Origin of the sequence: Herbidospora solisilvae, assembly GCF_009901565.1 — a bacterium.
In the GTDB taxonomy this organism is placed as follows: Bacteria; Actinomycetota; Actinomycetes; order Streptosporangiales; family Streptosporangiaceae; genus Herbidospora; species Herbidospora solisilvae.
The window spans coordinates 169,364-195,174 of the sequence record NZ_WXEW01000002.1; the positions used below are offsets into that span (position 1 = coordinate 169,364).

At 73.2% G+C, this 25,811-nt stretch carries 19 protein-coding genes; 10 read left to right on the top strand and 9 right to left on the bottom strand.

Going from position 1 to position 25,811, the window contains the following annotated elements:
• Positions 1 to 85 precede the first annotated feature (85 nt).
• From GT755_RS06515 to GT755_RS06530, 4 genes are read left to right on the top strand one after another with little or no spacing between them, the layout of a single operon-like run.
• A complete protein-coding gene (locus GT755_RS06515) occupies positions 86 to 1,579 on the top strand; it encodes a serine/threonine-protein kinase (RefSeq protein WP_161478821.1) in 1,494 nt (497 codons plus the stop codon).
• A complete protein-coding gene (locus GT755_RS06520) occupies positions 1,576 to 2,847 on the top strand; it encodes a serine/threonine-protein kinase (RefSeq protein ID WP_161478822.1) in 1,272 nt (423 codons plus the stop codon). The genes GT755_RS06515 and GT755_RS06520 overlap by 4 nt, the downstream gene beginning before the upstream one ends.
• A gap of 15 nt (positions 2,848 to 2,862) precedes the next feature.
• Entirely contained in the window at positions 2,863 to 6,162 is a 3,300-nt protein-coding gene (locus GT755_RS06525) for a hypothetical protein (protein ID WP_161478823.1), read from the top strand.
• Positions 6,163 to 6,213: 51 nt separating this feature from the next.
• Positions 6,214 to 6,453: a hypothetical protein gene (locus GT755_RS06530; protein ID WP_030454659.1), complete on the top strand. Its 240-nt coding sequence runs from the start codon at positions 6,214 to 6,216 to the stop codon at positions 6,451 to 6,453.
• Between the two features lie 49 nt (positions 6,454 to 6,502).
• Here the strand turns inward: GT755_RS06530 and GT755_RS06535 are convergent, their stop codons facing one another.
• The 4 genes from GT755_RS06535 to GT755_RS39255 form a co-directional block, all read right to left on the bottom strand.
• Positions 6,503 to 8,164, bottom strand: coding sequence for a serine/threonine protein kinase (locus tag GT755_RS06535; protein ID WP_161478824.1), 1,662 nt, complete (start codon positions 8,162 to 8,164; stop codon positions 6,503 to 6,505).
• 5 nt (positions 8,165 to 8,169) lie between these two features.
• Entirely contained in the window at positions 8,170 to 10,083 is a 1,914-nt protein-coding gene (locus tag GT755_RS06540; protein ID WP_161478825.1) for a protein kinase family protein, read from the bottom strand.
• Positions 10,083 to 11,987 (bottom strand): protein kinase domain-containing protein, encoded by a 1,905-nt coding sequence (locus tag GT755_RS06545; protein ID WP_161478826.1) that lies wholly within the window; start codon positions 11,985 to 11,987, stop codon positions 10,083 to 10,085. The genes GT755_RS06540 and GT755_RS06545 overlap by 1 nt, the downstream gene beginning before the upstream one ends.
• A 72-nt stretch (positions 11,988 to 12,059) precedes the next feature.
• Complete coding sequence (locus GT755_RS39255; RefSeq protein ID WP_030454655.1) at positions 12,060 to 12,407, bottom strand: hypothetical protein; 348 nt, start codon at positions 12,405 to 12,407, stop codon at positions 12,060 to 12,062.
• Positions 12,408 to 12,566: 159 nt separating this feature from the next.
• Here GT755_RS39255 and sthA point away from each other — a divergent pair, with 159 nt between their 5' ends.
• The gene (gene sthA, locus GT755_RS06555) at positions 12,567 to 13,970 is read left to right on the top strand and encodes a Si-specific NAD(P)(+) transhydrogenase (protein ID WP_161478827.1); all 1,404 of its coding nucleotides are present in this window, start codon (positions 12,567 to 12,569) and stop codon (positions 13,968 to 13,970) included.
• 8 nt (positions 13,971 to 13,978) lie between these two features.
• On the opposite strand, the gene GT755_RS06560 is transcribed toward sthA, so the two are convergent.
• From GT755_RS06560 to GT755_RS06575, 4 genes are read right to left on the bottom strand one after another with little or no spacing between them, the layout of a single operon-like run.
• Positions 13,979 to 15,334, bottom strand: a complete 1,356-nt coding sequence (locus GT755_RS06560; RefSeq protein ID WP_161478828.1) for a glucose/sorbosone family PQQ-dependent dehydrogenase — start codon at positions 15,332 to 15,334, stop codon at positions 13,979 to 13,981.
• Between the two features lie 34 nt (positions 15,335 to 15,368).
• Positions 15,369 to 16,268: a carbohydrate ABC transporter permease gene (locus GT755_RS06565; RefSeq protein WP_161478829.1), complete on the bottom strand. Its 900-nt coding sequence runs from the start codon at positions 16,266 to 16,268 to the stop codon at positions 15,369 to 15,371.
• Entirely contained in the window at positions 16,265 to 17,251 is a 987-nt protein-coding gene (locus GT755_RS06570; RefSeq protein ID WP_161478830.1) for an ABC transporter permease, read from the bottom strand. The genes GT755_RS06565 and GT755_RS06570 overlap by 4 nt, the downstream gene beginning before the upstream one ends.
• Positions 17,238 to 18,884: a type 2 periplasmic-binding domain-containing protein gene (locus GT755_RS06575; RefSeq protein WP_161478831.1), complete on the bottom strand. Its 1,647-nt coding sequence runs from the start codon at positions 18,882 to 18,884 to the stop codon at positions 17,238 to 17,240. The genes GT755_RS06570 and GT755_RS06575 overlap by 14 nt, the downstream gene beginning before the upstream one ends.
• A 123-nt stretch (positions 18,885 to 19,007) precedes the next feature.
• Between GT755_RS06575 and GT755_RS06580 the strand changes: the two genes are divergently transcribed.
• From GT755_RS06580 to GT755_RS06590, 3 genes are all read left to right on the top strand, one after another.
• Positions 19,008 to 20,240: an ROK family transcriptional regulator gene (locus tag GT755_RS06580; protein WP_235966169.1), complete on the top strand. Its 1,233-nt coding sequence runs from the start codon at positions 19,008 to 19,010 to the stop codon at positions 20,238 to 20,240.
• A gap of 93 nt (positions 20,241 to 20,333) precedes the next feature.
• Positions 20,334 to 21,863, top strand: coding sequence for a trypsin-like serine protease (locus tag GT755_RS06585; RefSeq protein ID WP_161478832.1), 1,530 nt, complete (start codon positions 20,334 to 20,336; stop codon positions 21,861 to 21,863).
• A 66-nt stretch (positions 21,864 to 21,929) separates the two neighbouring features.
• Positions 21,930 to 22,382, top strand: a complete 453-nt coding sequence (locus GT755_RS06590; protein ID WP_161478833.1) for a hypothetical protein — start codon at positions 21,930 to 21,932, stop codon at positions 22,380 to 22,382.
• On the opposite strand, the gene GT755_RS06595 is transcribed toward GT755_RS06590, so the two are convergent.
• The gene (locus GT755_RS06595; protein WP_161478834.1) at positions 22,379 to 22,954 is read right to left on the bottom strand and encodes a hypothetical protein; all 576 of its coding nucleotides are present in this window, start codon (positions 22,952 to 22,954) and stop codon (positions 22,379 to 22,381) included. The two genes, GT755_RS06590 and GT755_RS06595, sit on opposite strands and share 4 nt — an antisense overlap.
• Here GT755_RS06595 and GT755_RS06600 point away from each other — a divergent pair.
• A complete protein-coding gene (locus GT755_RS06600) occupies positions 22,953 to 23,414 on the top strand; it encodes a nuclear transport factor 2 family protein (RefSeq protein ID WP_161478835.1) in 462 nt (153 codons plus the stop codon). The genes GT755_RS06595 and GT755_RS06600 overlap by 2 nt on opposite strands.
• A 52-nt stretch (positions 23,415 to 23,466) precedes the next feature.
• Positions 23,467 to 25,794 carry an ABC transporter permease gene (locus GT755_RS06605; RefSeq protein WP_161478836.1) on the top strand — a complete coding sequence of 776 codons (2,328 nt, stop codon included), beginning with the start codon at positions 23,467 to 23,469 and terminating at the stop codon, positions 25,792 to 25,794.
• The last annotated feature ends 17 nt before the right edge of the window (positions 25,795 to 25,811 follow it).

Sequence of the window (25,811 nt, forward strand, 5' to 3'; positions counted from 1 at the left end):
TGATATGCCAGGATGTGGCTGCCATGCGGGACCGGGGTTGACGAATGGTCAAATCGGGCCGGTTGGGTTTCGCTATTCTCCCGGTATGGCCGAATCGATCGGGGAACGACTGGCCTCCCGGTACCTCCTGCTCCGTCCCCTCGGCTCCGGTGGCATGGGCACCGTCTGGCTCGCCCGTGACGAGATGCTCGACCGCGAGGTCGCCGTCAAGGAACTGCGGGTGCCCGACGGGATGGGGGAGCGGGAGCGGGCGGAGCTCGTCACCCGGGTGATGCGCGAGGCCGAGGTGACCGCACGGTTGCGGCACCCGGCCGTCGTCAGCGTGCACGACGTCCTGGTCGAGGACGGCCGTCCCTGGATCGTCATGGAGCGCCTCAACGGGCGCCCGCTCTCCGCCGAGATCTCCGCCCACGGCGGGCTCCAGCCGGGCGCGGTGGCCGAGATCGGCGCCCGCATGGTCGACGCGCTGTCGGCTGCGCACGCCCACGGCGTGCAGCACCGCGACGTCAAGCCCGGCAACGTGTTCCTCACCGTCGACGGACGGGTGGTGCTGACCGACTTCGGCATCGCCCGGCAGGCCGACACGACCAACCTGACCGGCGACGGGATGCTGATCGGCTCCCCGGGCTTCATCGCGCCGGAACGGCTCGAAGGCCACTCCGGCGGGCCGGCCTCCGACCTGTGGTCACTTGGGGCGACCCTGTACACCGCGCTGGAGGGCGTGCCGCCGTACCGGGGAAGCCATGTGCAGGTCATCCAGGCGACGCTCACCGCGCCGGTGCCCGCGCCGAGGGTCGGCGGGCCGCTCGGCACGCTGATCACCTGGCTGATGGCGCGCGATCCGGCCGACCGGCCCGACGCCGCGACCGCCGGGCGGCTGTTCCAGGAGATCGTCCGGGGCGGGAACCCCCAGATCGCGCCGGCCGGCCGGAAGAGGAACGGCCTGTGGGTCGCGGTGGCGGCCGGGGCCGCCGCCGTCGTCGCGGCGGCCGTGGTGCTCATCGCGCCGTGGGAGTCCGGCGGCGCGGGCACCCCGGCGGGGCGGCGCCCGCCCGCCCCCGTCTTCGCGCGGGACGTCGACTTATGCAGGGTCGTCTCCGCCGGCCAGGTCAAGGCGCTGCTCGGCCAGAACGCCCGGCCGACGGAGATCGAGGGCGGCTGCCAGTGGACGGTCGAGGGCACCGGCCTGCGCCTCGAACCCACCACCGACTCCGACACCCCCGACTGGTGGGACCTGGACCTCGACGCGGCCCGCTCCCTCTACGGCGGCATCAAGCGCCACGTCGCCAACCAGCCGCGTGACTCCTCCCTCATCTGGTACGAGATCGGCACCAAACGCCGCATCCCCACCGTCATCTCGGCGATCCGCCCGCTCACCGGCGTCGGCGAGGAGGCGTTCACCTGGGACGTCACCTCCGACGAGGGCCGCATCATCGCCGTCGACGTCTACTTCCGCGTCGGCGACTTCGTCGGCCGCGTCGAGTACGCCGACCTGGGCGACCGCACCGCCGACCAGATCCGCTCGGGCGCCGAGTCCGCCGCCCGCGCCGCGGCCGACACGCTGTGGGGTCACGCGTGACCCTGCTGGCCGGCCGCTACCGGCTCGCCGAACCCCTCGGGAAGGGCGGCGCGGGCACCGTCTGGCGTGCCCACGACGAGCTGCTGCGGCGCGAGGTCGCGGTCAAGCAGATGCGCACGCCCAGCGACCTCGGGCCCGGTGAGCTGGCCGAATACACCTCCCGGGCGATCGGGGAGGCACGGGCGGCCGGGCGGCTCAACCACCCGTCGATCGTCAAGATCCACGACGTGGTGCCCCATGAGGGCGCGCCCTGGATCGTGATGGACCTCGTGCCGGGCACCTCCCTCGACAAGCTGCTGCCGCTGCCGAGCGCCCGGGTCGCCGAGATCGGCCTGGCGATCCTCGACGCCCTCGAACTCGCGCACGCCCACGGCATCCTGCACCGGGACGTGAAACCGGCCAACGTGCTGGTCGGCGACGACGGCCGGGCCATGCTGGCCGACTTCGGCATCGCCGCCCCCTTCGGGGCCGACCCGGCCGACAGTTCGGGGTCGCCGGCGTACATGGCCCCCGAACGGTTCCGCGGCCTGCCCGCCGGGCCGCCGTCGGACCTGTGGTCGCTCGGCGCGACCCTCTACGCGGCCGTGGAGGGCCGGGGCCCCTTCCACCGCAACCTGCCGGCCGCCGTCGTGGCCGCCGTCGTCATGCACGACCCGCCCCCGATGACGCAGGCGACCCCCGCCCTGGCCCGCGCGGTCGGCGCGCTGCTCGCCAAGGACCCCGCCCACCGCCCTCCGGCCGCGACCACCCGCCACCTGCTGCGGGACGCCGTCGCGGCGGTGCCCCCGCGCTCGCGCCGGACCGGCCGCTGGGCGATCGGCGCCGCCCTCACGCTCGCCCTCGGCGTCGGCGGCGGCTGGGCCGCCTCCCGGTTCGCGGCCGGCCCGGACGACGTCCCGGCCCGTTTCACCGCCGCCCCCGACGCCTGCACGTCCCTGACCACCGCGCAGATCACCCGCCTGCTCGGCGTCCAGGCCAACGCCGAACCCACACCCGACGGCGGCTGCCGCTGGATCAACCGCTCCGGCGGCGCCGAGGTCGTCGTGGGCTACCGCCTGACGACCGGGGCCGCCCCCGCCCGCCCCGACGGCGCCGAGAACCTCACCGGCGTCGCCGACGAGGCGTACGTGGCGCCCGCCGACGGCGGCGCCACCGTCTGGTTCCGGAGAAGCAACCTGTCCGCCCAGGTCACCTACAAGTCGCCCGGCGACGACACCAGGGAGCGCGCCCGCCAGGCCGCCCAGCTGGTCGCGGCCGGAATCGGCTGACCAAGGAGTCCCCCCATGCCCGAAGACCCCCAGAAGCCCCGGAACCACCTGCGTGCGGTCCCCCCGCCCCCGGAGGACACGCCCCCAGCGGACCCGCCGGGCGAGGCCTTCGGTTCTCCTGTGCGGGATTCGCGCCCCCACGCCTACGACGAGGACGACCCGGCCACGGGCGAGATCCCCAAGACGACCGGCACGAGCCTGCCGTTCGTCCGCCGGACCGGCGAATCGGGCATCCCCGTGATCGGCGACCCGACGAGAGTCGCGTCCCGGCCCGACGGCCCCACCCCGCCCGCCGACCCGGAACCCCCGGCCGAGCAGGCTCCTCCGGCTGCCCGGAACTCCGGCCCGGACGAGTCCGACCCGTTCGGCGCGATGCTCCGTGACCTGGACAAGCAGCCCCCTGCCGAGCCCGCGCCGGGAGCCGACGGCGCGGCGGCCGACCCGTCGAAGACCGGCGACCCCACGGACGTGGACCCCGCGACCACGCGGCTGCGCGAGAGCGCCTCAGAACTGCCGCGGCGGATCCCCAAATCGTCGACCAGGCAGTCGGCCACCCCGTCGTCGCCTCCCTCCGACCGGCCGGGCTGGTTCGACACCCCGTCCAGCCAGCCCCGCAAGCCGCCGACCCCGGAAGGGCCGCCCGGCCAGCTCCGCCCGCCCGCCCTGTTCGGCGCGCCCACCTCGGAGGGCCCGCCCGAGGGCCGCTCCGACTTCCGCGACTTCACCCGCCCGGACGCCCCCGGGCGCGGCGGGGGCCCGGTGCCCCACACCCCCTCCGACCGGCACGCCCCCGGCGCGAACGGCGTCTCCCCGATCGCCGACGGCCCCGCCCGGCGCCCGGACCAGGGCCCCGGCACTGGTCAGGGTTTCGACGCCTTCGGCGCGCACCGCCCCCCGCAGCCCCCGGCCAACCCGGGCCCGGCGTGGCCCGCGGCCGGCCCCGAGTGGCCCGGCATGCCGGAGCCCCCCGCCTTCGGCGGTCCGGGCCCGCAGTGGCCCGGCGCGGAATCCCCGTCGGGCCCCCAGCGCTCAGGCGCGGAGCCCTTCGGCGGTGCCCAGTGGCCCGGTGCCGAGCCCCCGGCCGCTCCGCAGCGGCCCGGCCCTGACCCGAAGAGCGGCCCGCAGTGGCCGGGTGCGGAGTCTCCGTCGGGCCCGCAGCGGCCGGGTTCCGCGCCGCCGAGCGGCCCGGCGTGGCCTGGCGCGGAGTCGTCGACCGGCCCGCAGTGGCCTGGCGTGGAGTCCACGTCGGGTCCGCAGCGGTTCGGTGCGGAGCCCTCAAGGGGCCCGCAGTGGCCGGGTGTGGAGTCGTCAGGCCCTCAGCGGTTCGGTGCCGAGCCCGGCGGCGGCGCGCAGCGGCCCGGTCCCGACCCTCAGGGCGGCCCCCAGTGGCCGGGCATGGAGTCGTCGACCGGTCCCCAGTGGCCGGGTGTGGAGTCGCCGTCGGGTCCCCAGATGCCCGGTCCGGAGGCCTCGGGCGGTCCGCAGTGGCCGGGGGCCGAGTCCAGGAGCGACGCCCCGTGGCCGGAGGCGGCGCCCACCGCCAAGTGGCCCGGCACGGAAGGGCAGCCGCCCGAGTCCCGTCAGGAGTCCTCGGGCCTGACGGCTCCGGGTTCGGCCTGGTCCACCCCGTCCGAGGGCACCGCGTGGCCCCCGAACACCCCCGAACCCCCGGGCCCGCACGGCCACGTCCCCCGGGGCAGCGAGCGGTGGCGCGGGCCCGCCGACGCGAACCAGCCCCCGCAGGGCCCCTGGAACCCGCAGGCCGCCCAGCCCCAGGAGGGGCCGGAGGGCACGGCGGTGCTGTTCCAGCCGCACGCCAACGGCGCCCCGAGCGGGGGCGGCGACCCCTGGCAGGCGCAGAGCGGCTGGCAGCAGAACTCCGGCCCATGGCAGGGCACCACCCAGCCGGGCTGGGCGCAGCCTCCCGGCCCGCCGACCAGGAACAAGTGGCTGTGGCCGCTGATCGCGGCCGTGGTGGTCCTGGTCGTGGCGGGCGGCACGTTCGTGTTCTTCCAGACGACCGGAGGCGAGGAGACCCCGCAGACGGCGCCGCCGCCGAAGACGGGGGCGTCTCCCGAGGCGTCGGGCGCCGCGCCCCCGGCGGCGGGCGACGACCCGAAGGGCACCGACTTCGACGTCTGCTCGATGCTCGACCCGGAGCAGACCGAGCGGCTGGTCCCGGCCGCCAAGATCGACATGCGGATGTCCGACGAGCGCGACTCCACCCTGGTCAGCTACGTCCGGTGGACGTGCGAGTGGACCAACCGCAACATCTCGTACGGCGAGTACAACCGCCAGCGGCAGATCACCGTCAACGTGGCCCGGTACGAGGCGATCGGCGACACCACCGCCGACAAGGCGGCCACGATCCAGTTCGACGGGGAGAAGCGCCAGTACGACTACACCGCCTCGGTCTCCAACGACGAGCGCTACTACTCCAAGCCCCAGGTGTTCACCGGCATCGGCGAGGCCGCCGTCGCCCAGTACCAGTGGACCCGCGAGGACGACTACCGCTACGCCTTCGGCACCGGCATGGGCCGGGTCGGCAACATCACCTTCGACGTCAAGTACGAGGCCAGCCAGCAGCACAAGGAAGCCGACGTCCTCACGAACGACACCAAGCAGTCGATCACCGAGGAGAACGCGATCCGCGAGGTCAAGGCGCTGCTGACCCAGCTCGCCCAGTCGGCCGAGGCCTGGTACGCCAAGAAGCCGCTGCCGTTCGCCGGCAAGGCCCGGCCGACCCCCACCCCGACGCCGAGCCCGTCGCCGGTCAAGATCGCCCTGCCGCCGAACTGCGTGACGATGAACCCGGTGGCCGCGAGGCTGGTCCCGAAGACCGAGGGCCTGGCGCAGCAGCTCACGGAGGGCAAGGCGAAGCTGACCGAGTGTCAGTGGTGGAACGACGCCATGCCGGTCGAGGGCGGCAAGGTCCGCTGGCGGAACCTGCGGATCGGCATCCGGGAGTTCCCGAACGCCGAGATGGCCCGGTTCTACCTGGTCGACGAGCGCGGCAAGAGCCGCGGCACGGCCGGTTCCAAGATCGGCGGCATCCAGTGGAGCAAGATCCAGAAGATCCCGGGCCTGGGCACCGACAACTACGGCCAGGCGATCAGGCAGCAGACCGAGACCGCCTACAGCGGCGCGTACGAGGTCAAGGTCATGCAGGACAAGTTCGTCGTGACGGTCCTGTTCGGCGGCGCCGACCGCCCGGCCGGGACCGAGATCAACAACACCGGCGCGGTGCTCATGCCGCTGCCGGAGGCCGCCGCCGGGGCCAAGGAGATGGCGGCCGGTCTGCTCGGCACGCTGTGAGCCGGGTTCCCCCTGGGTAGGTATGCGCTAACGACCTATCCGGGGGGAATCATGGCCGCTTGCGAAGTATGCGGAAACGACTACGACATGACGTTCGAGGTGCACGCCCAGGGCGCCGTCCACACCTTCGACAGCTTCGAGTGCGCGATCACCAGGATGGCGCCGATCTGCGAACACTGCGGCTGCCGCATCATCGGCCACGGCGTGGAGGCCGACCGCAGGTGGTTCTGCGGCGCCCACTGCGCCCGCTCGATGGGCGCGTCGGAGATCGTCGACCGCGTGATGGCATAACCGAAAGGCCCGAGCGATCAGCCGGAACACGGGCTGATCGCTCGGATCCCTACGAGTAGTGGATGATCAACTCCTGGTCGGAGTCGAGGTCCGCGAGGGTGCGTCGCGTGGTCCCGCCGGCCGCGTCCACCGCGAGCACCTTCCGCCCGTCCCGCACGATCAGGGTGTCCTCGTTGAACCATCCGATCACCTCGCCGGACGGTCGCAGCGGTCCGGGCCCGCAGATTCCGTAGGAGCAGGCCCCGGCGTACCGCCGCCCGGAGGGCGAGAACACCAGGGTGTCCATGCCGTCGTAGGCCCGCACCCGGCCGCCGTCGAGGCCGTAGACGATCCCGCCCGACGTGACCGCGCCCGGGGCGAACGCGAAATCCGTCTCCGCCGCGGGGACCGCGACGTGCACCGAGCGCCGTGCCCCCACGTCGACCAGCACGAACCCGGCCCGCTCGGTTCCGGAGAACACCGTCAGCAACAACCGCCCGCCGTCCGCCGACCACACCGGCGAGCGCACCGCGAGCGGCGGCGCCACCGTCGGCACGGTGAACGTCGCCCCGTCCCGCGTGAAGGTCACCACGTTCCCGTCGGCGGCCCGTAGCGGCGCCCAGTTGACCTCCGCCGTGGTCTGCCCGTCGGGCGACACGACCGGATGCCGTTGCCGTCCGGTCGGGACGAAGGAGTCACGCACCCGCACATACGACCGGATGCTCAGGATCGACGTGCTGACGCTGAAGGACGTGAGCCGCACCGGGTCGGACGCGTGCTCGTGCACGGTCCCCGGCAACTCGGGCACCCGCAGTGAGGTGAAGGCCGCCGACGGCGGACCCGACGACCGGGGAGGTTCCGGCCGCGAGGCCCACACCGCCACCCCGGCGGCCGCGGCGGCCACGGCCAGCGCCGCCCCCGCGACCAGGACCCGCCGCCCGGTCCGGCGGGAGGCCGCCGGACCCCGGCCGAGCAGCCGTAACAGCACCTCGGAGGAGGCCGGCCGGGCACGGGGGTCCTTGACCAGGCAGGCCGCGACCACCTCCCGGAGGTCCCCGGTCAGGGGCCCCAGATCGGGCTCCCCGCGCAGCAGCCGGTTCAGCACCGCGGGCACCGAATCGGCTCCGAACGGCGGTGTCCCCGACGCCGCGAACACCACGGTCGCCGCCCACGCGAACACGTCGGCCGGGGGTCCGGGCGGCGACTCCCCGAGTTGCTCCGGGGCCATATAGGTGGGAGTTCCAACCGCTCCGGTGCCGGTCGTCTCGGCGTCCACGGCCCGCGCGATGCCGAAGTCGATCACCCGGGGCCCGTCCCGGCCGAGGATCACGTTGGCCGGCTTGAAGTCGAGGTGCACCACCCCGGCCCGGTGGATCGCCGCCAGCGCCGTGATTGTGCCCACGGCCACCGACCGCAGCGTCCCCCCGCCCAACGGCCCGTGCTCCCTGACCAGGGCCTGGAGCGTGGGCCCTTCGACGTATTCGGCGGCGATGTACGGCACGCCGTCCGCCACCCCGAACCCGAGCACCCGCGCCGCGCAGAACGACGCCACCTCCGGCAGCACCTCGGCCTCCCGGAGGAACCGTTCGGCCGCCCCGTCCTCCGGCACCGCGTGCAGCACCTTGAGGGCCACCTGCCCGCCGTCGGGCCCGGTGGCGAGGTAGACGGTGCCCTGCCCGCCGGCCCCCAGAGTCCGCAGGATCGTGTAGCCGCCCAGCCGACCGCCCTCCACGGGGGTCAGCTCCGCAGGAAGAACAACTGCACGAGGGGGTCGTCGCCGGGCGGGTCGAGCTCGACCAGGGTCCGGGTCGTCTCGCCGGAGAAGTCGATCACGTCGGCGCGGTACTCGCCCTTCTTCTCCCGGGAGAACAGCAGGTGGGTCGCGTCGAACCAGCCGATCAGGCCGTCGCCCTCGGCCGAGGGCACGCCGCCCCGCCGCGCGCCGGTGGTGGTGTCCCAGACGCAGAAGACGTGCCGTTTCTCGCACTGGGTCGTCACGAACGACTGCCCGTCGGGGGAGAACCAGGCCGGTCCGGCCGGGAGCCCGACCCAGTGGAAGCTGCGCAGGACGCGCCCGGTGAGGTCGTGGAACCGCACCCCGAACCGGCCCTCGGGGGTCAGGTAGGCCGTGGCGACCGCCCGCCCGTCGGGCGTCCACCGGAAGGCGGGCAGCGCGCCGAGCCGCGCCTCCGGGTCGGCGGCCAGGAAGGCCTCCCGGTCGGCGTCGTTGGCGGTCTCCACGACGGTCGCCGCCCGGGTGGCCGGGTCGACGACCACGAACCCGAAGGGCACGATGTCGTCCGGCCCGCCGTCGGTGATCCACAACGACAGCAGCAGCCGGGTCCCGTCGGGCGACCAGGCCGGATGGTGCGCGCTGAGCGGCGCGGCGATGGTCGGCACGGTGAACCGGCGACCGCTGCCCCGGTCGGTGAACTCGACGTCGAGCCGCTCCCCGCTCGCCACGAACAGCTCGTCGATCGTCGCCGTCCAGCGGCCGTCGGGCGAGACGACCGAGACGTGGTTGTCGCCGCCGGTCCGCTCGAAGCCCGCGCCGTCGCGGCTGCGCGCGAAGGCCGCCGTCGCGTCGGCCGAGACGCTGGCCCGGTAGGAGGCCAGCCGCAGCGGGTCGCCGGGCCGCTCGTTCAGCACCCCGCCCGCGAGCGGCAGCGGCGACGGCCCCGGCGAGGGGAACGCCACCGGTCGCGGGGTCGGAGCGGGGCTCGGCGCCGCCTTCCGCGCCTGCGGGGCCGGGGCGGGCGCGAGCAGGTACCCTCCCGCGCCGGACACCAGCGCCAGCGCCAGCCCGCCCGCCGCGAGGGCGACCGCGCCGCCTCTGCTTCTCTTCTCGGGGGGTGTACGGCTCACGCCCGACCGAGGCGCCACGACGACCCGTGGCGCGGTGGCCGGCAGCATCGTGTCGAGCGCCCCCGCGTGACCGAGCAGCCGGAGCAGCGTCTCCTCGGCCCCCGGCCGGGCCCCGGGCTCGTCGGCCAGGCAGTCGGCGAGGAGGTCCCGCAGCGCCCCGGAGAGCGGACCGAGGTCCGCCGCCCCGTAGGAGACGCGCGTCGGGTTCTCCCCGAACGGCGGCCGGGCGGTCGCGGCGTACACGATCACGGCCGCCCAGGCGAACACGTCGGCGGCGGCGCTCGGCGGTTCGTCGGGGTCCTGCCAGAGCACCCGCGACTCCTCGGCCCGCCAGGCGGGCGTGACCGGCCGTTCGGCCCCGATGAGGCGGGGTCCGTCGGGCCCGAGCAGCACCCGTCCGGGCGTGATGGCGTCGTGGGTGAGCCCGGCCCGGTGGAGGGAGGCCAGGGCGGTCGCCGTGGCGACGGCGAGCCGGTGCAGCGCGGGCCCGGTCAGCGCGCCCCGCTCGACGATCTCCTCGGCCAGGCTCGGCCCCGGCACGTACTCGGACACGATGTAGTCGCGGCCGGTGTCCAGTATGTGGGGCGTGCCGACGGCCGCGGCCTCCCAGACGCGGGCCAGCGCCTCGCGTCCGGGGGCGTCGAGCGGCCGGGCCAGCCTGCGCGCGGCCACCTGTCCGCCGCCGGGGGCGGTGGCCAGGTAGACGTCGCCGCCCAGGCGGCCCACCAGGGCGTAGGGGCCGAGCGAGGCCGGGTCGTGCGGGGTGAGCGGCTCGACGGGAGGCATCAGTTCCCCGTGTAGTAGAGGAGCAGGTCGGTCGTGTCGTCCTCGGGCGGGATCTCGGCCAGCACCCGCTGCGGCCGTCCGCGCAGGTCCATGGCCACGATCCGGTGCGGATCCCCACGTGGGTCGGCGACGATCAGGTGGGCGTCGTCGTACCAGCCGTAGAGCAGGCCGTCGGGGTAGAACAGCGCGATCGACGCCTGCCGCACCCCGGTGGCGGTGTCCCACACGCAGTAGGTGCCGCCGCTCGGGCAGAACGTCACGAACGTCTTGCCGGACGGCGAGAACATGCGCCGCCCGTAGGTCTCGCCCACCCAGTGGTAGGCCTTGGCCAGGTCGCCGGTCAGGTCGCGGAACCTGACCCCGTGCTCGGTCGCGGTCCGGTAGCCGACGACGACCCCCGAACCGTCGGGCGTCCAGGCGAAGTGCCCCTCGCCGCCGGTCGTCTCGTCGTCGGTGTCGACGGTGGCGACCGCCCGGGTGGCGACGTCGACGACGACGAACCCGGCCGGGCGGCCCTCGTCGCCGGAGGTCATCGTGAGCATCAGCTTCGCGCCGTCGCGCGACCAGGTCGGGCGTGTGTAGGGGACCCCCGGCGTGACGGTGAACGGCTCCCCGGCCCCGGTGAACGTGATGCTCTCGGGGCCGACCGCGGCGAGCCACGTCCCGCCGGGGGAGCGGGCCGGTTCGACGTTCTTCCCGGGCAGCCGGGTGAAGGCGTCGCCCTCGGCGCGGACCCAGGTGCCGGCGCCCTTGCGGTAGCCGGTGAGCCGGACGGGGTCGGCCGGGTTCTCCTTCAGCGTGATGGCGGGACCGGGCGCGGTGACCTCCCCGGCGGCCGGGGGCGGGGGAGCGGGCTCGTCGGCGGCGGCCAGCGTGCTGACGGAGGTCGACGGGGTGCCGGTGGCGTCGGCGGCGGTGGTGGCCGCGACGGTGCGGTTGCCGCCGAGCGTGTAGCCGCCCAGGCCCGCGACCAGCACGATCGCGACGGCGGCGGCGATGAGGGCGCCCCGGTGCGGGCCGCGGCGGGCCGGGGGAGCCGGGACGGCGGGCTCGGTCTCCCGCTCCTCCGGTTCCGGCCGGTTCACCACGTCGAGGGCGGCCCGGTCGACGGTGAGCTGCGCCTCGCCGATCAGCCGTTCGAGCGCCTCCCGCGCGGTGGGCCGCTGCCCGGGATCCTTCGCCAGGCAGGCCGCGACGACCCCGGCGAGACCTTCGGGCACCCCGTCGAGGTCCGGGTCGTCGTGCAGGACGGCGTTCATGGTGGCGGCGGGGGAGTCCCGCTCGAAGACGTGCCGCCCGGTGACGGCGAACACCATGACGGCCGCCCAGGCGAACAGGTCGCCGGGCGGCGCGGGCGGGTGGACCTCCGGTCGCAACGCCTCGGGCGGCAGGTAGGCGAGCGTGCCGACGGGCCGCGTCTCGCCGGGGTCGCCGGTCTCGGGTGCCGGGGAAGGGGCGCCCGAGGTCAGCAGCGCGTCGAGGTCGACGAGGGCCAGCCGAGGGCCGGCGCCGGTCAGGATGACCGACCAGGGCGTGAACGATCCGTGGGCCACGCCGTCGCGGTGCAGCCCGGCGAGGCCGGTCATCGCGGCGATGGCCAGGCGCTGGGCGTCCCGTTCGGGCAAAGCCGTCTGTAAGTGGGCGCCGTCGACCTTCTCGACGACGACGTAGGGCTCGCCGCCGGAGGTTCCGGCGTCCAGCAGGGAGAGCCAGGGGTAGCCGCCGGCGCGCTGGAGCTGGTCGATCCGTTCGAGGAACGCGTCGGGGTCGGGCAGGCGGGTGTGGAACAGCGTCAGCAGGGCGCCGTCGCCCGTCTCGAAGGAGGCCGACCGGTCACCCGGCGGGTACGCGCCGGTGAGGGTGTGGCCGCCGAGCCGGCGGGGATCGCGGAGCGGCTGTGGCACTGCCAAGTGGATCCTCCGATTACGCGTCGGTGGATCATTATGGCGACCAGCCTACTGTCGATTCCCGAAATATCAGGATTCGAAAGCGACCAATCGGACAATGACCCACCCGTCCCCGTCAGCCATCGGCGGGAACGTCGTGCCGGGCACCGCGGTGAAGACGTGCGGCATCTGCTCGCGGGTCACCGTACCGAACATGTCGCCCGGCAGGGTCATGCCCAGGGCGTCGGCCCGCTTGGCGGCCGAGTAGAAGCTGCCGCCGTTGTCGAGTTCGGCCGCGATCGAGGCGGCGCCCCAGGCGTCGGCCAGCCGGATGAAGGCGACCTTGGCCCGCTCGGGCCGTTGGGACTGCGCGATGAGGTAGTCCTCGATCTCCCAGATGAGCAGTTCGCCGAGGTACTGAGGGGTGTCCTTCCACATGGGGCCCGATCGTGGCGGAGCCCGCTTGATGTCTGCTTGTCTCCCGATTGCACCGGTCCGGTGGCTGTCACGTTGCCGCCGTCGCACAAGGCGGCCAATTGTCCGGTGAAGCCGGTCAAGGTCTTCTCGTCGCTGGTCGCAGCGACCACACTGCTAGGTGTGAGCGACTTTGATGTACTCGTCCTGGGATCCGGGCCGGGTGGGCAGAAGGCCGCCATCGCGGCCGCCAAGCTGGAGCGCCGCGTAGCGATCGTCGAGCGGCGCAACATGATCGGCGGGGTGTGCATCAACACCGGCACGATCCCCTCCAAGACCATGCGCGAGGCCGTGCTCTACCTGACCGGACTCAGCCAGCGCGAGATGTACGGCCGCAACTACCGCGTCAAGGAGGAGATCGGCATCTCCGACCTGACCGCGCGCACCCAGCACGTCGTGGGCCGCGAGGTCGAGGTGGTGCACAACCAGCTCTCCCGCAACCGCGTCACCGTGCTGACCGGCTCGGGCCAGTTCCTCGACCCCCACACCATCGCCGTGATCGACGAGCACGGCCGCGAGACCAAGGTCACCGCCGACAAGATCATCATCGCCACCGGCACCCGCCCGGCGCGCCCCGACAGCGTCGAGTTCGACGGCTCCACGATCATCGACTCCGACGGCATCCTCCAGCTCGCCCAGGTGCCCGACTCCATGGTCGTGGTCGGCGCGGGCGTCATCGGCATCGAGTACGCCTCCATGTTCGCCGCCCTCGGCACCAAGGTCACCGTGGTCGAGCGCCGCGACCGCATGCTGGAGTTCTGCGACCTGGAGGTCATCGAGGCGCTCAAATACCACCTGCGCGACCTGGCCGTGACGTTTCGCTTCGGCGAGACCGTCGCCGCCGTCGAACGCCGCGAGCGCGGCGCCCTCACGATCCTCGAAAGCGGCAAGAAGATCCCGGCCGCCACGGTCATGTACTCGGCCGGCCGCCAGGGCATGACCGAGTCGCTCGCCCTGCACACCGCCGGCCTGGAGGCCGACCCGAGGGGTCGCATCACCGTCGACGAGTACTACCGCACGACCGTCCCGCACATCTACGCCGTCGGCGACGTCATCGGCTTCCCGGCGCTGGCCGCCACGTCGATGGAGCAGGGCCGGCTGGCCGCCTACCACGCGTGCGACGAACCGGCCGCCGCGATGAACGGCCTGCAGCCGATCGGCATCTACACGATCCCCGAGATCAGCTTCGTCGGCGCGACCGAAGACGAGCTGACCGACGCCCACATCCCGTTCGAGACCGGCCTGTCCCGCTACCGCGAGCTGGCCCGGGGCCAGATCATCGGCGACACCTACGGCATGCTCAAGCTGCTGGTCTCCCCCGACGACCGCAGGCTCCTGGGCGTGCACGTCTTCGGCACCCAGGCGACCGAACTGGTGCACATCGGCCAGGCCGTCATGGGCTGCGGCGGCACCATCGACTACCTGGTCGACGCGGTCTTCAACTACCCGACCCTGGCCGAGTGCTACAAGGTCGCCGCTCTCGACGCCATGAACAAGCTGAGGAGGGTGCAGCGCTTCAGCCACTGACCGGGCGATCAGAGCCCGTACGACAAAATCGCGCCGGGGTTCTCCAGGGCGCGCGTGGGCGTGCCGGCGGCGTCCCGGGTGAAGCCCGCGCCGTCGGTGGCGATGTAGAGCGTCTTCCCGGCGGGGTCCACGGCGGTGTCGCGGTAGCGGTTGACGGTGTCGGCGATCCTCGTCGCCGCGCCCGCCTTCCGGCCGCCGGAGGTGAGCGGGATGCGGTAGACGGCGCCGTCCTTGAGCGAGGTCGCCAGGAGCGTGCCGCCGGGGCCGGGTTCCAGGCTCGACAGGGCCAGGGTCGGCCAGCAGACGAACGCCGCCGAGGGGTCGCACCGGGTGTCGGCGCGGAAGTCGAAGTCGTCATCCACGGTGTCGAAGGTGACGAGCGGCGGCGTGAACGCCGGGTCGTCCCAGTCGGTCTCCTCGGTGGTCGGGACGTCCGGCGGGATCTCGTAGTCGTCGAACGTCTCGGCCGCGCAGCCGTTCACCGCCTCGGCCCACCGGGCGTGGACGTACGCCTTGCCGTCGCGGTGGCCGGCCACGTGGGGCCAGCCGTAGTTCCCTCCCGCACGCACGAGGTTGACCTCGTCGTCGGTCTTGGGGCCCTGGTCGGTGCCGTACAGGAGACCTGAGGGGGTGAAGGCCAGCCCCTGGGCGTTGCGGAAGCCCGTCGCGTAGACGTGGCTGCGGACCCCGCCGAACTCCGGGTTGTCGCCGGGGACGGAGCCGTCGAGGTCGAGCCGCAGGACCTTGCCCTGGTAGGCGCTCCAGTCGCCGGCGCGCACCTGCGCCGCGGTGGGGAGCGTCTGCGCCTCGATGGGCTCGCAGTAGCGGCCGAACTGGTTGTTCCCCTGGTCGCCGATCGTGTAGTAGAGCCTGCCGTCGGGACCGAAGCGCAGTTTGCCCGACTGGTGGTCGACGCTGGAGACCAGGCCGGTGATGACGTCGGACGGGCCGGTCAGCACCTGCCGCGACGGGTCGTAGGTGTACCGCACGATCTTGGTGCGGCGGCCGTCGCCGGCGTCGTAGGTGTGGGCGAGGTAGACCCAGTCGCGGCCCTTGCCGCCCAGCAGGTCGGGGTGGAGCGCCATGCCGAGCAGGCCGTCCTGGCCGCCCGTGGTGTGCCGGGCGTCGTCGACGGTGAGCGCCACGGCCTTGCGCCCGTTCGCCGGGTCGACGCGGGTGACCCGCCCGCCCGACTTCTCGGTGACCCACAGGAAGCCGTCGGGGCCCCACAGGATCTCGTACGGGTCGTCGAGCCCGGTGGCGACGACCCGCACCCCGCCCGGCGCCGGTTCTCCGGGGGAGGCGCACGCGGCGCCCAGCGCGAGCAGGCAGGCCGCCGTCGCCGCCGCCGATAAGCCCTTCATGCGGCCTTATGTGAGCACAGGGGAGGACGACGCGCTACCCCTTGACCGCCCCGATGATGACGCCCTTCGTGAAGTGCCGCTGGACGAACGGATAGATCAGCAGGACCGGCACCAGCGCCACCACGATGATGGCCATCTTGATGGCCAGGTTCGGCGGCAGAGCGTATCCGGCGGCCGTGTCGACGGCCCGCTGGTTCGGCACCAGGTTCATGCCCTGCTGCACGTACTGCCGCAGGATGAGCTGGAGCGGCCACTTCGTGTTGTCGTTGATGTAGAGGACGGCGTTGAAGAAGGCGTTCCAGTAGCCGACCGCGTAGAACAGCCCGATGACGGCCGTCACGCCCTTCGACATCGGCAACACGATCCGCCACAGGATCCGGAAATCGGAGGCCCCGTCGATCCGCGCGCTGTCGAGCACCTCACCCGGGATGTTCATGAAGAACGCCCGCATGACGACCAGGTTGAACGCCGACACGGCGGTGGGCAGGATCAGCGACCAGTAGCTGTCGATCAGCCCGAGCTCCCGCACGATCAGATAGCTGGGGATCATGCCCGGCGTGAACAGGAACGTCAGCAGGAACAGGAACAGCAGCGGCCGGTGCAGCACCGACCCGGGCCGCGACAACCCGTACGCCGCGAGGATCGTCAGCGCCAGGCTCAGCGCCGTCCCGACGACCGTCACCCCGGTCGAGACCAGCACCGCCCGCGTGACCACGCCGCCCCCGAACAGCTCGCGGTAGGCGTCGAGCGACAACTCCCCGGGCAGGGTCACCAGGCCGCCGGCCTCGGTGACGGCCCGCGCGGTCGACAGGCTGGTCAGCACCACGACGTAGAGCGGATAGACCATGGCCAGCACGATCAGCGTCAGCACGACGGTCTTCAGCGTCAGCCCGAAGACGGTCGGCCGTTCCTGCCAGACGGGACGGGTAGTCATGATCGTTTGTAGATTCCCTGCTCGCCGAACCGGTGGGCGACCTTGTTGGCCACCACGATGAGGATGAGCCCGACCAGGCCCTTGAACAGCCCCGCCGCCGCGCCGTAGCTCCACGCGCCGGTCATCAGGGTGCGCCAGTAGACGAACGTGTCGAGCACCTCCGCCGCCTCCGCGCCCACGGCGTCGCGCTGGAGGAAGAACTGCTCGAAGCCGACGTTCAGCGCGTCGCCCAGCCGCAGGATCAGCAGCAGCAGGATGACCGGGCGCAGGCCGGGCAGCGTGATGTGCCACAGGCGGCGCCACCGGGAGGCGCCGTCGACCGCCGCGGCCTCGTACAGGCTGGTGTTGATGGCGGCGAGGGCGGCCAGGAAGATGATCGTGCCCCAGCCGGCGTCCTTCCAGACCGACTGCGCGGTGACCAGCACGATGAACGCGTCGGGGTCGGTCATGACGTGCCACGGCTCGTGCCCGGCCTGGCGGAGGGTCTGGGCGAGCAGGCCCGCGCCGCCGAGGATCTGCTGGAACAGCGCCACGACCAGCACCCACGAGAAGAAGTGCGGCATGTAGACGACGCCCTGGATGAACAGCCGCAGCCGCCGCGACATGACGCTGTCGAGCAGGACGGCCAGTGCGATCGGGATCGGGAAGTAGAACACGAGCTGGAAGGCCGTGATGGTCACCGTGTTGCGCAGCGCGGTCCAGAACTCCGGGTCCGACAGCAGCCACTGGAAGTTGTAGAGGCCGACCCACGGGCTGCCGGTGATGCCGTCGTAGGGGGAGTAGTCCTGGAAGGCGATGACGTTGCCGAGCGTCGGGACGTAGTGGAACACCACGAGCAGCCCGACGGCCGGGATCGTCATGGCCAGCAGTTGCCAGTCGCGCCGGAGCCGCGCCCGTAACGGCGGCCTCCCGGGTTTCGGCGGCCTCGTGCCGGCGGATGAGGTCAGGGCATCCGCCGGCGGAGACTTCCTAAGCACGGCCATTCTCGGTGAGGACCTTCATGTAGAACTCGCGGCCCGCGCCGCCACCGCCCGCCTTCCACTCGGTGATCGCCTGCTGGAGGGTGTCCAGCCCGCGGCGGCCCCGGATGATGTCGACGACCTTGTCCTCGAACGGCTTGGCGGCCGCGGTGAAGTCGCCGGGCTCCTCGACGCGGATGCCGTCGAACGGGTCCTGGTGCCGCACGGTCGCCGCCTCGTTCCACCAGGTGGTGGCGGTCCGCACGTAGTCGGGATGGGCCTGCGACTCGAAGATGGGGTCGACCCGGCCGCCGAGCCACACGTAGCTGCCCACGATCTCCTTGGGGCCGAGCTCGGTGACCTGCGGAGCGCCCTTGTCGTCGCGGGTGAAGTGCACGCCCTCGACGCCGTTGTTGAACAGCAGCTGCTCCTGGCTGCCGAACGGCGCGGAGAGGTAGTCGAAGACGGCGAGCAGCTCCTCGATCTTCTCCTTCGGGGTGCCCTTCTTGATGAACGTGTACGACGGGTCCTGGTTCATCCGGTATTCAGGCTTGCCCCCGTCGGCCCCGAAGACGGGCAGGGGCTCCATCCAGAAGTCGGGCTTCTCCTTGCCGATCTGGATGAGCGTCTCGGCCCAGAACGAGAAGCCGTCGCTCTTCACCAGGATCTGGCCCGACTTGAAGAGCTCCTTGTCGTCGGCCGCCGACTTCGCCGACAGCACGTTGGGGTGCACGAGCCCGGCGTCCACGGCCTTGCGCATCCACTCGACGGCGGCGGCGTACTCGGGGGTCTCGTAGCGATGGACGAGGGAGCCGCCCTCCTTGCGCCACTTGCGGGGCGCGCGGTAGATCTCCTCGACCATCGGGAAGATGTCGCTGAACGCCCAGCGGTCCTTGGACGCGTCGGTGACGGCCTTGCCCATCGCGAGCAGGTCGTCGGCGTTCTTGGGGGCGCCCTGGCCCAGCTTCTCCCACAGGTCCTTGCGGTGGAAGAGCACCCAGCCGAACTGCGGGGCCGGCCAGGCGGGCACCGCTTTGAGCTTGCCGCCGAAGACGGAGTACTGCCAGGCCGTGGTCGGGATGGCCGACAGGTTCGGATACCTCGCGGAGACGTCGCCCGCCAGGTAGGGGGTCAGATCCTCGAACAGGCCGTCGACCGCGCGTGCGTAGTCGGGCACCGCGGCGAGGGCCCAGCCCGGCAGGGTGGTCACGTCGGCGACGTCGCCGCCGGCCAGCAGGGTGGGCAGCTTGTCGTTGATGGTCAGGCCGTCGAGGTAGTTGAACTCGATGGTCGCCCCGAGGTCCTTGTTGACGGCGTCGTAGTAGGAGTTCTGGCCGAGCGGCGACGGCAGCGGGCTCCAGGTCGGCACCATCGCCTTGTAGCTGCCGCCCTTGCCGGGCACGGCGGTGACCAGGTCGACCAGCTTCTCGCTCGGCGGATAGGTCAGGTATCCGTCGCGTCCGAAGCCGGGGATCGTGCCCGGGATGTCGGGGGTCAGCACCGTGCGGGGCACGTACTTGGGCACCAGTGCGGCGAGTTTGTCCATCGCGGCGGCGGTGGCCTTGGCGCCGGGTTTCGGACCCGGCGGGGCGGAGCAGGCGGCGAGCACGGTCAGCCCGGCGAGACCGAGGAATCCCCGTCTCGTGGTGGTTCTCACAGAGCGCCCCCTTCCTGGTAGAGTTAGTTCGTCTAACGACCAAACAAACTAGTCCAGAAGGCAGGGCACCACAAGTGGCGCCGCCTATGCGGCATGATGAGGCCGACACGGAACGGGGCTCAATTGATCACCAATACTCAGGGAAGCGCTCCGGGCACCGGCCCCCAGCCGGCCGACTTCACCGACGTGCGGGCCACCAACCTGGCGGTCGTGTTGCGGTTCGTCCGCGAGAACGCTCCCTGCTCGCGCGCCGACATCGCCGCCTCGACCGGCCTCAACAAGGCGACGGTGTCCAGCCTGGTGGCCGACCTGATCGACCGGCGGCTGCTGCGTGAGACGGGGCTGACCGAGAACCGGGTGGGCCGCCCGGCCACGATGCTCGTGCTCGACGGATCCCCCTACGCCGCCGTCGGCATCGAGGTGAACGTCGACTACCTGACGGCCGTCGCGGTCGACCTCAAGGGCGAGGCGCTCCTGTCGTGGCGGCGCGCCTTCCCGGGCGGCTCGGCCTCCTCGGGGCAGGCGGTCGCCGGGATCGCCGGCGTCGCCCGCCGTGTGGTGACCCGGATGACCAAGGAGGCCCGGCAGGTGCTCGGCCTCACCGTCGCGGTCCCCGGCCTCGTCGACCTCAACGGTTCGGTGCGCCTCGCGCCGAACATGGGCTGGCGCGACGTCGACCTGGCGGGCGACCTGGCCAAGGCGCTGCGCGACCCGGGCTTCCCGGTCCTGGCCGACAACGACGCGAACCTGGGCGCGCTGGCGGAACTGCGGTTCGGGCCTCATGTGGGCGTACGCGATCTCGTCTATCTGACCGGCGAGATCGGCGTCGGCGCCGGCCTCGTGCTCGACGGGCGGCTGCGGCGCGGAGGCGCCGGGTTCAGCGGCGAGATCGGGCACATCGAGATCGTGCCCGGCGGCCCGCCCTGCCACTGCGGGCGGCGGGGCTGCCTGGAGGTGGTGGCCGGGCTGGGCGCGCTGCTCGACCGCACGGTCCCCGGCGGGGTGTCCCCGGCGGAGCTGGAGCCCGAGATCGACGAGGTGGTGCAGCGGGCCGAGGCGGGCGACCCCGTCGTGCTCGACCTGCTCGACACCCTCGCCGGGAACCTCGGCCGGGGCGTCGGGATCGTGGCGAACCTGCTGAACCCCGAGGTCGTCGTGCTGGGCGGCTACTACGTGAAGCTCGCCCCGTGGATCCTGGCGCGGGCCGAACAGGAGATGCTCGGCCGTTCCCTCGCCCCCGCGGGAGGCGGCTGCCGGCTGGTCGTGTCGGGCCTGGGTTACGGCGCGGCGGCGCTGGGCGCGGCGGCCCGCGTCCTCGACTCGGTCGACTCCGGCCGGCTGCCCGCACCCGCCTGACCGGGCCCCGGCGGCCGAACCGATACACGGCCGAGCGGTCGCCGACGCGGTCGTGCGGCGGGCCGGACGTCTCCGGTGTCCAGGGTGGGGCGCATGCGAAAACGATCCCTCCTGGCCGGCGTGGTCCTCGCGCTGGCCGCGTCCCTCATGACCGTCACCCCGGCGCAGGCCGTCGTCGGCGGCGCCGAGTCGACCCGGGCCTACTCGTTCATGGGCTCCTTCCAGCCGTCCTATCCCGCGCCGCCGCGCCCCGACGGGCACGGGTGCGGAGTGGAGGTCCTGGCGCCGCAGTGGGTGCTGACCGCGAGCCACTGCGCCGGCAAGAACCCGACCATCGCGAAGGTGGGCGTGCCGCGCGGCTGGAAGGTCCGGGTCGGGTCACTCGACACCACCTCCGGCGGCGAGGTCGCCGAGGTCGACCACTACTACCGGTTGTCGAACTACCAGGAAGAGGGCGGCATCTGGGGCCGGGACCTCGCGCTGATGCACCTGCGGACCCCCGTCCGGGCCACGCCGGTGCGCATCGCCTCGGCCACGCCCCCGGCCGGCACGCCCGTCCGCATCATGGGCTGGGGCATGACCTGCGACGACATCGCCGACCTCGCATGCTTCCCGACCCGGCTGCGGGAGGCCGACACCGTGGTGCAGCCGCTCTCGGCGTGCCCGTCGGCCGCCAAGGCCGGGGAGTTGTGCGTCGGCAGCCGTGACGGCGGCGTCGCCGCGAGCAACATGGACTCCGGCGGGCCCGTGCTCGTGCGCGAGGGCGGTCGGTGGGCGGTGGCCGGGGTGGTCAGCGGCCCCGGCGGTGACAAGGCGCCGACGTTGTACACCGACGCCACCAGGCACGCCGCCTGGATCAACGGCATCATCTCGGGCGCCGACGTGCCGCCCGACGACCGCATCCCCAACGTGGAAGGGGCCGTGAACCTGGGCGACTGCGTGGGCTCCGTGGTCCGCGTCGCCGCCTCCCGCCCCGACGACCCGGCGCTGCTGCTCACCAACGGCCACTGCGTGCAGGGCACGCGGCCCGCGCCCGGAACCGCGCTGGTGGACCGGCCCGCCGACCGCGAGGCGCCCGTCGCCGACCGCCAGGGCTATCCCCGGGTGACCGCCCGCGCGATCCGGCTGGTGTACGCGACCATGACCGGCACCGACATCGCGCTCTACCGCCTGAACATGACCTACGCCCAGCTGGCGGCCAGGGGCGCGAAGGTCTTCCGGCTCGCCTCGGCTCCCGTGCGCGCGGGCGACCGGCTGGCCCTCGCGTACACCACCCGGCGCATGAAGTGCACCGCCGAAGCGGTGGTCGACCTGCGGGAGGGCGGCTACCGGCAGGAAAACGCGATCCGCTACGCCACCGCCGAGGACTGCGCGCCCTTCCACGGCACCTCCGGGTCGGCGCTGCTGGCCCCCGGCGGCACCACTGTCGTGGGCATCCACAACACCCACAACGAGGCGGGCGGCCGGTGCACCGACGACAACCCCTGCGAGGTCGGCCCGCACGGGAAGGTGACCTCGGTGAAAGGCCGGTCCTACGGTCAGCAGGTCTACGGGATCGCCGCCTGCCTGACCTCGGGATCGCGGCTGGACCTGACGCGCAGGGGCTGCTCTCTCAGCAGATAGACACGCCTTGTTTTAAGGTGTGGATTCCCCATTGACGGTGGTCCCGTCCGTACGGATATTCGGCCCATGGGTCGTTTATCGCGCATCATCGTCATCGCGCTGCTGGCCGTGCTCGCCACGCCGGCCGCCCCCGCGCGGGCCGCCTACGGGTCGGACCTCCCGGTCTCCATCGACGTGTACGGGCAGGGCGTCAAACTGTCCGGGGCCTACGGGTCGATCGCGTTCGACGACGGGAACGCCAAGTACCGCTACACGATCGCGGTCTGCTGGCAGTCCAGCTACAGCCGCCCCACCCTGTACGCCTCCGTCAACGGCGCCTGGCGCAGCCCGCTGCCCGTCACGCCCGGCACCTCGGTGTCGATCCCGCAGTGCACCGGCCAGGCCTCCCTGCTCTCGGGAGAGGTGACGCCCGGCGGGACCGTCGCCAACGTGACCATCACGGTCGACGGGGTGAAGTTCAACCCGCCGAACAGCACCTATCACACCAATTCCGCCTTCTACGACAACCCGTACAACTAGAAACCGGGCAGGACCAGACCGCCGGCCCACGCGGGGAAGGAGTAGGTGTGCAGCTTGCGCGTCCTTCCCGTGGTGACGTCGATCGCGTAGGTGTCCCAGCCGAGGACCTTGCCGTCGCCCTGGGCCGGGCGGGCGTCCCACTGCCTGCCCAGCACGGTGACCTCGGTGGTGTTGAGCCAGGGCCCCATGCCCATGGGGAACTGTCCTTCGGACAGGCCCCGGACCGGGGTTCCGGTCCGGGGCTCGCCGGTGACGGCGTCCACGGTGACGATCTGGGTGTCGACGACGCTCGCGTCGGCGGAGCCGCCGTTCTCGGTCAGTCCGCCGGTCTCGAGGTCGGCCAGCGTGTTGAACCCGTCCGACACGCTGACGGCCAGGTATCGCCCGTCGGCCGACAGCGTGATCTCCGCGGCGTTCCTGCGCACGTCGGCGGCCGGGACGACGGGCGGCGCGAGCAGGATCACCCCCGACTCCAGGTCGCGGACCGCGAACCGCTGGTCCTTCTCGCTGTACGACGCCGAGGCGGGGATTCGGGTTGGAGGAAAGGTGATCTCGGGTACGCCCGACGCCATGACGACATCCGGCCCGCCCTTCACCAGGGAAAGCGCGCTAGAACGGGTCCGCCTGGCGGAGGACGCGTGGAACACCCGCGACCCCGAGCGGGTCTCGCACGGCTACTCCCTCGACAGCCACTGGCGCAACCGCGCCGAGTTCCTCACCGGCCGCGAGGCGATCGTCGCGTTCCTGACCCGCAAGTGGCGCCGGGAGCTCGAATACCGCCTCATCAAGGAGTTGTGGGCGTTCACCGGCAATCGGATCGCGGTGCGGTTCGCCTACGAGTGCCACGACGACTCCGGCCAGTGGTACCGCTCCTACGGCAACGAGCAGTGGGAGTTCGCCGACGACGGCCTGATGGCGTTCCGGCACGCCTCCATCAACGACCTCCCGATCGCCGAGCCGGAGCGGAAGTTCCACTGGCCCATCGGCCGCCGTCCCGACGACCACCCCGGGCTGAGCGACCTGGGCCTGTAACCGGGGGCCAGCACCCTTCGCAGGGGCCCTCCGGAGGCGCAGAGTCGGCGGTGTGGGATTTCTGACCGCCTGGTTCGGCGTCGAGGCCCGCCGTCGCCGGCGGGACCTGTGCGTCCTGGTGCTGCTGGTCGCGGCGGGGGTGAGCGTGGTGTCGGCCGCGCTGGCGGGGGCACGGCGCGGCGAGAGCGCCCTCGACCGGCTGCGCGCGGTGACCCTGCCCGCCCACGCGCTGATCTCCAACCAGGATCCCGGCCTCGACTGGGAGCGGGTGCGCGCCCTGCCCGGCGTCGAGGCGGTCGCCCCCTACGCCATCGCCCCGTTCTACGTCGACGACATGCCGCTGAACTGGTTTTGCATTCCGCCCGTCGACGCCGCCCTGTGGCGCCACCTCGAACGGCCGGTGCTGCTGGCGGGCCGCCTGCCCGACCCGGCGCGGGCCGACGAGGTGGTCGTCCAGCACCGCTTCACGGTGCTCTACGGGAAGACCGTCGGCGACACCGTGACCATCAAGCTCAACACCCCCGAGGAGGCCGACCTCCTGGCGAACGCCGGCGGCGGCCTCGCGGGCGGCCACGGGCCCCGGATCACCGCGCGCATCGTGGGCGTCATCCGGTCGCCGCGCTTCGCCGACGGCGTCGACGGCCCCGGTGTCGTGCTGCCCTCCTCCGGGCTCTACAGGACGTACCGCGACAACCTCATGGGCACCTCGGGCCGGGGCTTCTCGATCGCGCTGGCCCGGCTCACCGACGGCGCGGCCGGGGTGCCCCGGCTGCGCGCCCAGATGGCCGCCCTGACCGGGCAGCCCATGCAGGTGGACGACCTGGGCGCGACCGACCGCCACTACGACCGGCTCACCTCCTACCAGGCCCTCACCGTGCTCGCCTTCGGCCTGGCCGCGCTGGCCGTGGCCGCGGTGTCGACCGGCCTGTACGTCGCCCGCGTCGTCGAGTCGGCGCAGGCCGACCTGAGGGTGCTGCGGGCGGGCGGGCTGACCCCCCGGCAGGAGACGGCCGCCGCCGCGCTCGGCCCGGTCGCCGCCGGTCTGGCCGGGAGCGTGCTCGGCGTGGGCGCGGCGGCGGCGGCCTCCGTCTGGACGCCGATCGGGGCCGCCGCCGGCTTCGAGCCCGCGCCCGGCCTCGACGTCGACCTGCTGGTCCTGGCCCCACCCCTCGTCGTGGTCCCGGTGCTGATCGCACTGGAGGTCGCGGTGCTCACCTGGGCCCGGCGCACCCCGCGCCCGCCCGCCGGGTCGGTCGTGGCGCCGGCCGTCGTCCGGCTGAACCTCCCGGTGCAGGTGGTCACCGGCCTGCGGCACGCCCTGAGCCGCACGGTCACCGGCACCGTGACCGGCATCTTCGGGCTGGTCGCGGCGCTGACCTTCGCGGCGGGGGTGGCCGACGCGGCGGGCGACCCGGCGCGCTTCGGCCAGACCCACCAGGCCATGGTGTTCCACGGCCAGAACGGCGAGCACGTGGAGGGGGTGCTCGGGAAGACGGCCCGGGATCCCGACGTGACCGGGGTGGCGGACGCCCGCGCCGCGATGGTCTCGGCCGGCGACGTGGTCTTCGTCGTCTACGGCGTCGCCCCGGTGTCCGGCCGGGTGCCGCCGATGGTGGTGCGGGGCAGGCCGCCGACGACCGACGGCGAGGTGCTGCTGGCCGTCGGCACCGCGAACCGGATGGGCGCGGACGTGGGCGACCGGGTCAGGCTCACCGGCCCCGACGGGGCAGGGGAGTTCCGCGTCTCGGCCGTCGGCCTGCTGCCCGTCGGGGTGTCCAACACCTACGACGACGGCGCGCTCCTCACCTCGGGCGGCTACGACCGGCTCTCCCGGTCGTTCGACCTCGGCCTCGGGCTGCTCGCCCTCCGGCCGGGGGCCGACCCGGGCGTGGTGCTGCGCCGCCTCCAGGAGGCGACGGGCCCGCGGGTCAGCGTGATCCCGGCCGTGCTGCCGCCGCAGTTCGCCGAGGTCCGGGACGTGCGGGTGCTGCCGATCGTGCTGGCGGGCTGCCTCGGGCTGCTCGCCGTGGCGACGCTGGCCCACGCGGTGAACGCGACCGCGCGGCGGCGGCGGCACGACGTGGCGGTGCTGCGCGCGCTGGGCATGACGCCGGGGCAGGCGCGGTGGATCCCCCGCACCCAGGCCCTCGCGCTGGCGGGGGCGGGCCTGCTGGCCGGCGTGCCGCTCGGCGTGGCGGCCGGTCGCGCGCTCTGGCGGCTGGTGGCCGAGAGCACCCCGCTCGTGTACGTGCCGCCGACCCCGGTGGAGGCGCTCGTGCCGGCCGTGCCCGCCGCTCTGGTGGCCGCCCTCGTGCTGGCCGCGCTGCCCGGACGCCGGGCCGCGGGGCTCCACGTGGCGGGCACGCTACGGGCGGAGTGACGTATTGGGTCTTGACC